Source organism: Methanophagales archaeon (assembly GCA_021159465.1).
Taxonomy (GTDB): Archaea; Halobacteriota; Syntropharchaeia; order Alkanophagales; family Methanospirareceae; genus G60ANME1.
Genome location: JAGGRR010000265.1, coordinates 1 through 7530, shown reverse-complemented (window position 1 = coordinate 7530; position 7530 = coordinate 1). Strand labels below are relative to the sequence as shown.

Genomic DNA, 7530 nt, shown 5'->3' with positions numbered 1-7530 from the left:
TCAAGAGATGCCTTCAATGACCACAAAACAAAGATGGAGGACATTCCTCAGCTATATGCCTATGCTCAGGTGCTTATTGCAAGTGATGGGTTTGAAACGAAGTATGGCTCACCAACGAGCGATTGGGACAGGTTTTTCGTATGGGAAGGTATTCTCAGTGATGACGATGTTGAAGTTGAGAAAATAGAAGAAGGGCACTTCAGATACTTCTTTAAAGGCGAAGAACTGACCTCTCTTGAGGTCTTATTGAAAGGGCTGTTCAGGAAGAATCACTTTTTGGAATACCTTGAGGACTTCATTCTTTACGAGCAATCTGGAGAGACCTATGAAAAGAAGATCGCAATCTTTCATCAATTTTATACCGTCAAAAAAGCAGTAGAGAAAACAAAGGAATGCGTGCTTGAAGGCAAGAAGCCCGAGGAGAGAAGGATTGGTGTTGTGTGGCACACCCAGGGAAGTGGAAAATCAATCACAATGCTCTTTTATGCAAGGAAGGTCTTAAAGATAAAGAAGTTTGAAAATCCACTTCTGCTTTTCATAACAGACCGAAGAAACCTTGATGAGCAACTACATAGCCTTTTCTCTTTCATGCCAATTGTCAAGCGTGCTGAGAGCATAAAGGAATTGCAGGAATTGATAAGGACGCAGGCAGGCGGGATAATATTTGCAACCATACAGAAGTTTGGAAAGAAGAACGAGGAAGAATATCCCTTTCTTACAGATAGAAGAAACATAATTGTGATCGCAGATGAGGCACACAGAAGCCAGTACAGGGAGCTTGCGAGAAACCTGAGAAAGGCGATTCCCAATGCATCTTTTATGGGATTCACAGCAACCCCTATTGAACTTCAAGACAGGGACACCTACCTTGTCTTTGGAGCGCCTATAGGTATTTACTCAATGGATAAGGCGAGGAGGCATAAGGTTGTTGTCCCCATATATTACGAGCCAAGGCTTTCGGAACTGCACCTGACACATGAGTTTATTGATGAGGAATTTGAAGAGCTTTCAGAATTTATGTCGCCTGAGGAAAAGGAAGCACTAAAAAGAAAGTTTGCGAGGCTTGAAAGGTTAATCTTAAATCCAGAAAGGCTCAGCAAAATTGCAACGGATATAGTTGAGCATTTTAATAAGCGATGCCTGGAGATAGAAGGAAAAGCGATGGTTGTCACAATTTCAAGAAAAGTTGCCGTAATGCTTTACGAAGAAATAGTAAAACAGCCAGATGCTCCTTCTATTGCGGTTGTGATTTCTGGAAACAGGAGTAAAGACCCAGAAGAATACTGGCAACACTTGAGGAATAGACACGAACTTGAAGAACTCCTAAGTAATTTCAAAAATCCCGAAAGAGACCCGAAGATGGTCATAGTTGTTGATATGCTTTTAACAGGTTTTGATGTACCTTGCCTGCATACCATGTATTTTGATAAGCCCATGAAAGGTCATTCATTAGTTCAGGCGATAGCAAGAGTAAACAGGGTATTTAAAGATAAGCCCGGTGGCTTAATTGTTGACTACATAGGGATTGCAGATAACCTGAGAAAGTCATTGAGCAGATACACGCTTGAAACAATAAGGGAGGTGTTAACAGATATTAATGAGGTTCTTTCACTTCTAAAAGAGAAATATGACATTGTATCGTCTTTTTTCAACGGATTGAACTACAAAGAATGGAAGAGGCTCTCTCCAGAGGAGCTTTCAAAATTAACTGCTGAAGCTTATAACAGGATAGCAACAGAAGAAAAGAAGAAGATGTTTGTGAAGAACTTTGTTGCACTTAAAAAGCTCTATCTGCTTGCAAGCCCACATCCAGAAACAATTGCAATAAAAGATGAGGTGAGATTCTTTGAGATGATTAAAAAGATGGTTGTCAAATATTCAACCACTAAAATAAGAGAAATATCAAGGGATTTAGAATATGAGATAAATCAACTCATTTCAAGTAGCATATCAGCAGAAAAACCCGTTGACGTCTTCGCGTTGCTTGAAAAGGGGAAACCAGACATCTCGGTCCTGGATGAGAGCTTCCTCGCACAGTTCAGAGAGATGAAATACAAGAATTACGCTGCAGATTTACTTTTAAAAATAATCAATGACGAGCTCAGAGTGAGGATGAAGAAAAATCCGTTCAGATATAAATCCCTTTATGAAATGCTCAAAGAGTTGATTGAAAAATACAATGTCAGGCTTGTAACAACTGCTGATGTAATAGAAGAGCTTATAGAAATCGCTAAAGAGATAAGGAGAAAGCAGGGAGAAGGGGAAAAATTAGATTTAACTGAGGAAGAGCTTGCATTCTATGACCTGCTATCATCAAAAGAGAGAGTTTTTGAAAATTACGAAGAAATAAGGGCTATTGCTAAGGAGGTTACTAAGGAACTTGGCTATTATGTAAAATTAGCTGATTGGAGCAAAAAAGACTACTTGAGGGCAAGAATAAAGACAGCTTTAAAGAAGATACTGGTTAATACAATAGATGCACGGATTAGTTATAGGGAGATTGATAAAATGGCTTCTGAAATACTTACACATGCAGAGATGGTGTATGTATATGGAGGATAAGCTATGCCCGTCACCTGCAACTTCTCGCTCACGCTACATCTATCGCAGCGTCCTTCGCCCATCTTTAAATCATCATAATTCTTATCATACAATAATGGACAATAATACAATAATTATACATTGAGGTATGAAGATCGGTTTCCTTGTAAATCCAATCGCAGGCATGGGTGGCTCAGTTGGGCTTAAAGGCACAGATGGGTTGGTAGAAGAGGCATTGAAGCTGGGTGCGAGTCCGATTGCGTGCCACAGGGCGAGGCAATGCATGGATGTACTCAATGTTGACATTTGCCCGACGATAATCACCTGTGGAGGCGATATGGGTGAGAATGCACTCACTATGCATAAGCACAGCTATAGGGTTGTGTACCCGAGCAAAGAGAGGACTACTGCTGAGGATACGAGGAACGCATGTAGAATATTCATGGACGAGGGTATTGATCTGCTCCTGTTCTGTGGCGGTGATGGTACTGCAAGGGACATCTTCAGTGTGGTTGGAAAAGAACTTCCAATTCTGGGTATCCCGGCGGGCGTGAAGATGCACTCCGCGGTATTTGCGATATCTCCCAGGTGCGCAGCGCGAATAGTGGAACATTTCTGTGCAGGTAGGACAGAACTGCGTGATGCTGAGATAATGGACACAGATGAGGCGGCATACCGGCGTAACGAGCTGCGAATTAGGGTCTTTGGCTATGCCCGCACACCTTACGTGCATGCTCTCGTTCAGCAGGGCAAGAGCCTATTCCAGAGCGTGAGCGAGGATAGAGCAAAGGAGGAGATTGCACGATTCGCATGCGAGTTCATGAGTCCCGATGAGCTATACATCATGGGTGCGGGCACCACCATTTATAAAATTGCCGAATTGCTGCATCTCGGTGCTGATAAGACTCTGCTCGGTGTTGATGCCGTGAAGAACGGTAAACTTGTAGGTAAAGACCTGAACGAAACTGATCTGCTGAAATTGATTGCGAATGAGGATAAGGTGAAGATAATGGTGAGCCCGATAGGTGCACAGGGGTTCATATTCGGCAGAGGTAATCAACAGATAAGCGCGGAAGTGATACAGAGGGTGGGCATCGAGAATATCATTGTGGTGGCAACGCCGCAGAAGTTGAGTGATACGCCTTTTCTTCTCGTTGATACCGGCAATGAAGAGCTGGATAAGAAGTTGAGTGGCTATATAAGCGTTGTTTGCGGCTATCGGGTGGCACAGCGGAAGGAGGTGCGACGTGGATAGCATCCAGATCCAGCATCTTTATTTAGGTTTTCTTTTTCATATTCATTCATCATGACGTATGAGAAATTCAGGAGAGAAGTAGAGAGGATATTGCAAGAGAAGGGTAGACCAGTATCATGGAATGAGATAAGAACCAGTTCCAGCTCGTTAAAACAGAGAGCACCATACCACGTCTACGTACAGAAGTTGCAGGGTGATATCGGTCTGGTTCGATTCAAATCAGGAGCCAGAACATTGTGGGCATTACGAAGCTGGTTCGAGTCAGGGTCAAGGTCAAGGGATTTTAAGAATCTGCTGCCCTCTGTATTACGACTCATCATACTCCATCTCTATCACGATACCGAGGCAGATATAGAGGCAGAGGCTGCAATTGCGGTTGATGAATACCGACAACTCAAACGGGTTTATCCTTTACAACATCACTACAGACGCTGGGATATGATAGAGGCGGAAGTAGCAGATTTCTTCCCCGCTAATGATAAGAGACCGGAAAGTATAAGGATAAAGGGCGAATCATGGCTACAGAGGGTAGAGGACGCCAAAGAGCAGTTGAGGCTCGTTGAACGAATCGCAGAGAGTGGCGAGTTCCTGCATACCGATGCCTGGAAAGGGAAGACACTGGGCTTGACAAAGCCGCGATTCCGCTGTTTTTACTTCTATGACAGCAGATGCCAGTTCTTCTGTGACCAACGAGTATGTGTGGGGCACGATATGGAAGTGGAGGAAGAAGATGCGGAGATAATAGGAGATAGGGTTTATTTCATTCTGGAGGCGATAAAGCGAGCTAAACGCGAGTTTATATGGGAAAAACCAGGCGTTGAGTGGCATATAAAGTCCGTGATCGCACTGGCAGATCCAGGACAGAGAAGATTGCTCAGTTTATGATTCTTCTTTTGAATTCAATTGCAATATCTTTATAATCTCCCCCACCATCTTCTTCCAGTCTAAGATTTTGTTTATCGTACTTTTTGCTCCCGCTCTGATCGCCTCTCTCTGGCCATCATTGAGGTTGTCTGCCTCTAACAGAAGTTCCATATAACCCCCGATGAGGGATACCGGTGTGAAAATTCTATGCGTGGTCTCTTTCTGTTTCAGGAAATCCTCCCTCAACTGGTATGTCTTCGCTATCTGCCTTCGCATCTTGCGTTCTAAATAAACTATGAACGTTTGCGCTACTATCCGGATTAAACCGCCTTCTTTCATCAATTCACCACATATCCTCGCTACTTCCTCCTCACAGTACTCTTCTTTATCCTCCAGGGCAGCGGCTTTTATCTTCCTCGTTATCAATTCTTTAGCTGTATCTATGCCAATACTCTGAGCATAAGTCATTATCAATTCATTCTTCTTCGTTTTCATCTCCTTTTTCAACTCATGGCAGGAGCAAGACCACCGAAGTGGTGTTATGAAAACCGCTGAACTGTCCGGGCTCCAGCCGTATTTTACCATACGTCTCCCAGCTCAGAATGGGTACATCGGGCAGGAACTCGCTTGACTTTGGCTATACTCTCTCCAAAATTATCCACAAGCATCAATTGCCTCACCGCGCAGTCGAAGATGAGGATAGCGGCGAAATCATGGTAACCTGCTGCTTCCGCCGTCTCATTCTTCCACACTTCCTGTGCTGGCTGGATATTTATCTCATAAAGTACATTACCCCACGCTCTGGTAGCTCTCAAAGCTCGACTGAGAGGGGTATGCCCATGCTTCACGCCGATAAAGAGGGGCCTCTTTGAGGCAATGAGGCATAATACCAACCGCATCGGTACACACATCATCATCAACGAATATGAAAGTGAAAGTCTTCTCCATCCTGAAATCATCACTTGCCATGCCTCCAACCATCTTCAGTTCCTTACCGAAGAGGTACAAAGCCAGTCGAGTGACTTCTTCGCCAACGCCTGATAAAGACACGACTTTTAGCATTGTAGACTCCAGGTCACGTTTTATACCTTCAGCAATAGCTGTAAAGACCTTTTATATCATCAGAAGCAAGTAACCCCACAACCACGTTTCCTATCTCTACCCCCTTCTGTGAATTCGCCCGCCGATGAAGCCCCTATGAGATGTACATTACCTGTCTCTGCTCTCACCGTATCCACCACCTCATGGAGCTGAGCTCATATACCGGAGAGGAATAAACAAAAGAAAGGGTAAGGAACATCTCATAATTTCTCTCTTGCATGTTGTACAGCATCCTTAGCGGCGTTTCTTCCTTTACCCAAGTTGGTAATTAATTCTGTAGCCATCGTTGTAATCTCGGAGTTTAAAAAAAATTTTGGATGATATATTTTACCTAAAAGTTCCGAATATAGAAACTTTTCTTTTAAAAATGATATCGGAAACTTTTGAATTTCTATGGTCAGAGGGCATAAATGTAAAAAGTTTTATATCTATTTGAGAAATGGAGTTAAGAGATGACAATGTCAGAAAAGAGATTTGCATCCCGTATAGCGGGGATAGAGATATCGGGTATAAGACGTGCTTTTGAAGCAGCATCTGCTGATTTCATCAATCTTGGACTCGGCGAGCCTGATTTTGATACACCTGAGCATATAAAAACAGCCGCTATTCAGGCACTCAAATCCGGATTCACCAGTTATACCTTCAATAAGGGTATACCAGAGCTGCGTGATGCGATAAGTGATAAGTTGCTGCGGCAAAATCACTTCTCGGTCAGTCCCGATGAGATAATCGTCACCTCTGGTGCGAGTGAGGCACTGCATATCGCCATCCTTTCGGTGGTGGAGAGAGGGGATGAAGTACTGATCCCGAATCCGGGTTTTGTATCCTACCCGCCATTAACAAGGTTAGCCGATGCGAGACCGGTTGGAGTGCCACTGAATGATAGTGATGACTATACAATTTCAATAGAAGCATTGAAGGAGCGAATCACAGCCAGGACGAAAGCACTCATTATAAACTCGCCAGCGAATCCTACTGGCGCAGTAGAGCCCGAATCAAATATAAAAGCAATCGCAGAGCTCGCCTCTGACCATCACATGACCATCATCTCTGACGAGGTCTATGAGCATCTTGTATATGATGGAGCGAAGCATATAAGCCCGGCGAGGTTCTATGATGGCGTCATCACCGTGAATGCTGTATCCAAGACGTACGCGATGACAGGATTCCGGCTGGGTTATGTCGCTGCGAATAAGGAATACATAGAGCAGATGTTGAAGGTGCACCAGTATATACAGGCATGTGCATCTTCAATCTCGCAGAAAGCCGCTCTTGCTGCTATCACAGGTCCTCAGGATTGCATAGTAGAGATGAAAAACGAGTTCAAGAGGAGGCGAGACTTCCTTGTCTCTGCTCTTCGTTCAATGGGTATCCGGTTCCCGGTTCCAAAAGGCGCTTTCTATCTCTTCCCTGAGGTGAATGACGAGTATGATTTCGTTGAACGGCTCAGACGCAGGCGCGTGATACTTACGCCAGGCTCTGCTTTCGGCACTCGTGGCAGCAACCATGTAAGGATATCATACGCTGCAAATTTCGATCTCCTCCGTCAGGCTATTGCAATAATGAGAGAGATAAATGAAATTCCGCCTGGTAGTATTTAACAACGGATTTAAAAATATCTATCTGAATATCGGAACTTGTCAGACCAGATATTTGGAGGATAACTTCCATAATTCAATTTTCTTGGCATTGCGATAACATGATTATATTATAACTCGATAAATATTCCTTTCAATCTGAGCATGTCACTGAGGGGGATTTTTAAGCAC

At 43.7% G+C, this 7530-nt stretch carries 8 protein-coding genes; 4 read left to right on the top strand and 4 right to left on the bottom strand.

Features of this window, described 5'->3' with window-relative positions; genetic code table 11:
• The 3 genes from J7J01_10645 to J7J01_10635 form a co-directional block, all read left to right on the top strand.
• On the top strand, positions 1-2562 hold a 2562-nt coding region (locus tag J7J01_10645; protein MCD6211317.1), incomplete at its 5' end, for a type I restriction endonuclease subunit R.
• A 127-nt stretch (positions 2563-2689) separates the two neighbouring features.
• Positions 2690-3796: an ATP-NAD kinase family protein gene (locus J7J01_10640; protein ID MCD6211316.1), complete on the top strand. Its 1107-nt coding sequence runs from the start codon at positions 2690-2692 to the stop codon at positions 3794-3796.
• Between the two features lie 90 nt (positions 3797-3886).
• Positions 3887-4681, top strand: coding sequence for a hypothetical protein (locus J7J01_10635; GenBank protein ID MCD6211315.1), 795 nt, complete (start codon positions 3887-3889; stop codon positions 4679-4681).
• Here the strand turns inward: J7J01_10635 and J7J01_10630 are convergent.
• From J7J01_10630 to J7J01_10615, 4 genes are all read right to left on the bottom strand, one after another.
• Positions 4676-5155, bottom strand: coding sequence for a hypothetical protein (locus J7J01_10630; GenBank protein MCD6211314.1), 480 nt, complete (start codon positions 5153-5155; stop codon positions 4676-4678). The genes J7J01_10635 and J7J01_10630 overlap by 6 nt on opposite strands.
• Positions 5156-5238: 83 nt before the next feature.
• Complete coding sequence (locus J7J01_10625) at positions 5239-5475, bottom strand: hypothetical protein (GenBank protein ID MCD6211313.1); 237 nt, start codon at positions 5473-5475, stop codon at positions 5239-5241.
• Positions 5450-5722 carry a hypothetical protein gene (locus tag J7J01_10620; GenBank protein MCD6211312.1) on the bottom strand — a complete coding sequence of 91 codons (273 nt, stop codon included), beginning with the start codon at positions 5720-5722 and terminating at the stop codon, positions 5450-5452. The genes J7J01_10625 and J7J01_10620 overlap by 26 nt, the downstream gene beginning before the upstream one ends.
• A gap of 59 nt (positions 5723-5781) precedes the next feature.
• On the bottom strand, positions 5782-5889 hold the full coding sequence (locus J7J01_10615; GenBank protein MCD6211311.1) for a hypothetical protein: 108 nt from the start codon (positions 5887-5889) through the stop codon (positions 5782-5784).
• A 324-nt stretch (positions 5890-6213) separates the two neighbouring features.
• Between J7J01_10615 and J7J01_10610 the strand changes: the two genes are divergently transcribed.
• Complete coding sequence (locus J7J01_10610; GenBank protein MCD6211310.1) at positions 6214-7362, top strand: pyridoxal phosphate-dependent aminotransferase; 1149 nt, start codon at positions 6214-6216, stop codon at positions 7360-7362.
• Positions 7363-7530 lie beyond the last annotated feature (168 nt).

Excerpts from the sequence above, each read along its gene's own strand:
- J7J01_10620 (MCD6211312.1), bottom strand. The coding sequence starts at position 5,722 with ATGCTAAAAGTCGTGTCTTTATCAGGCGTTGGCGAAGAAGTCACTCGA.
- J7J01_10640 (MCD6211316.1), top strand. The coding sequence starts at position 2,690 with ATGAAGATCGGTTTCCTTGTAAATCCAATCGCAGGCATGGGTGGCTCA.
- J7J01_10630 (MCD6211314.1), bottom strand. The coding sequence starts at position 5,155 with ATGAAAACGAAGAAGAATGAATTGATAATGACTTATGCTCAGAGTATT.
- J7J01_10610 (MCD6211310.1), top strand. The coding sequence starts at position 6,214 with ATGACAATGTCAGAAAAGAGATTTGCATCCCGTATAGCGGGGATAGAG.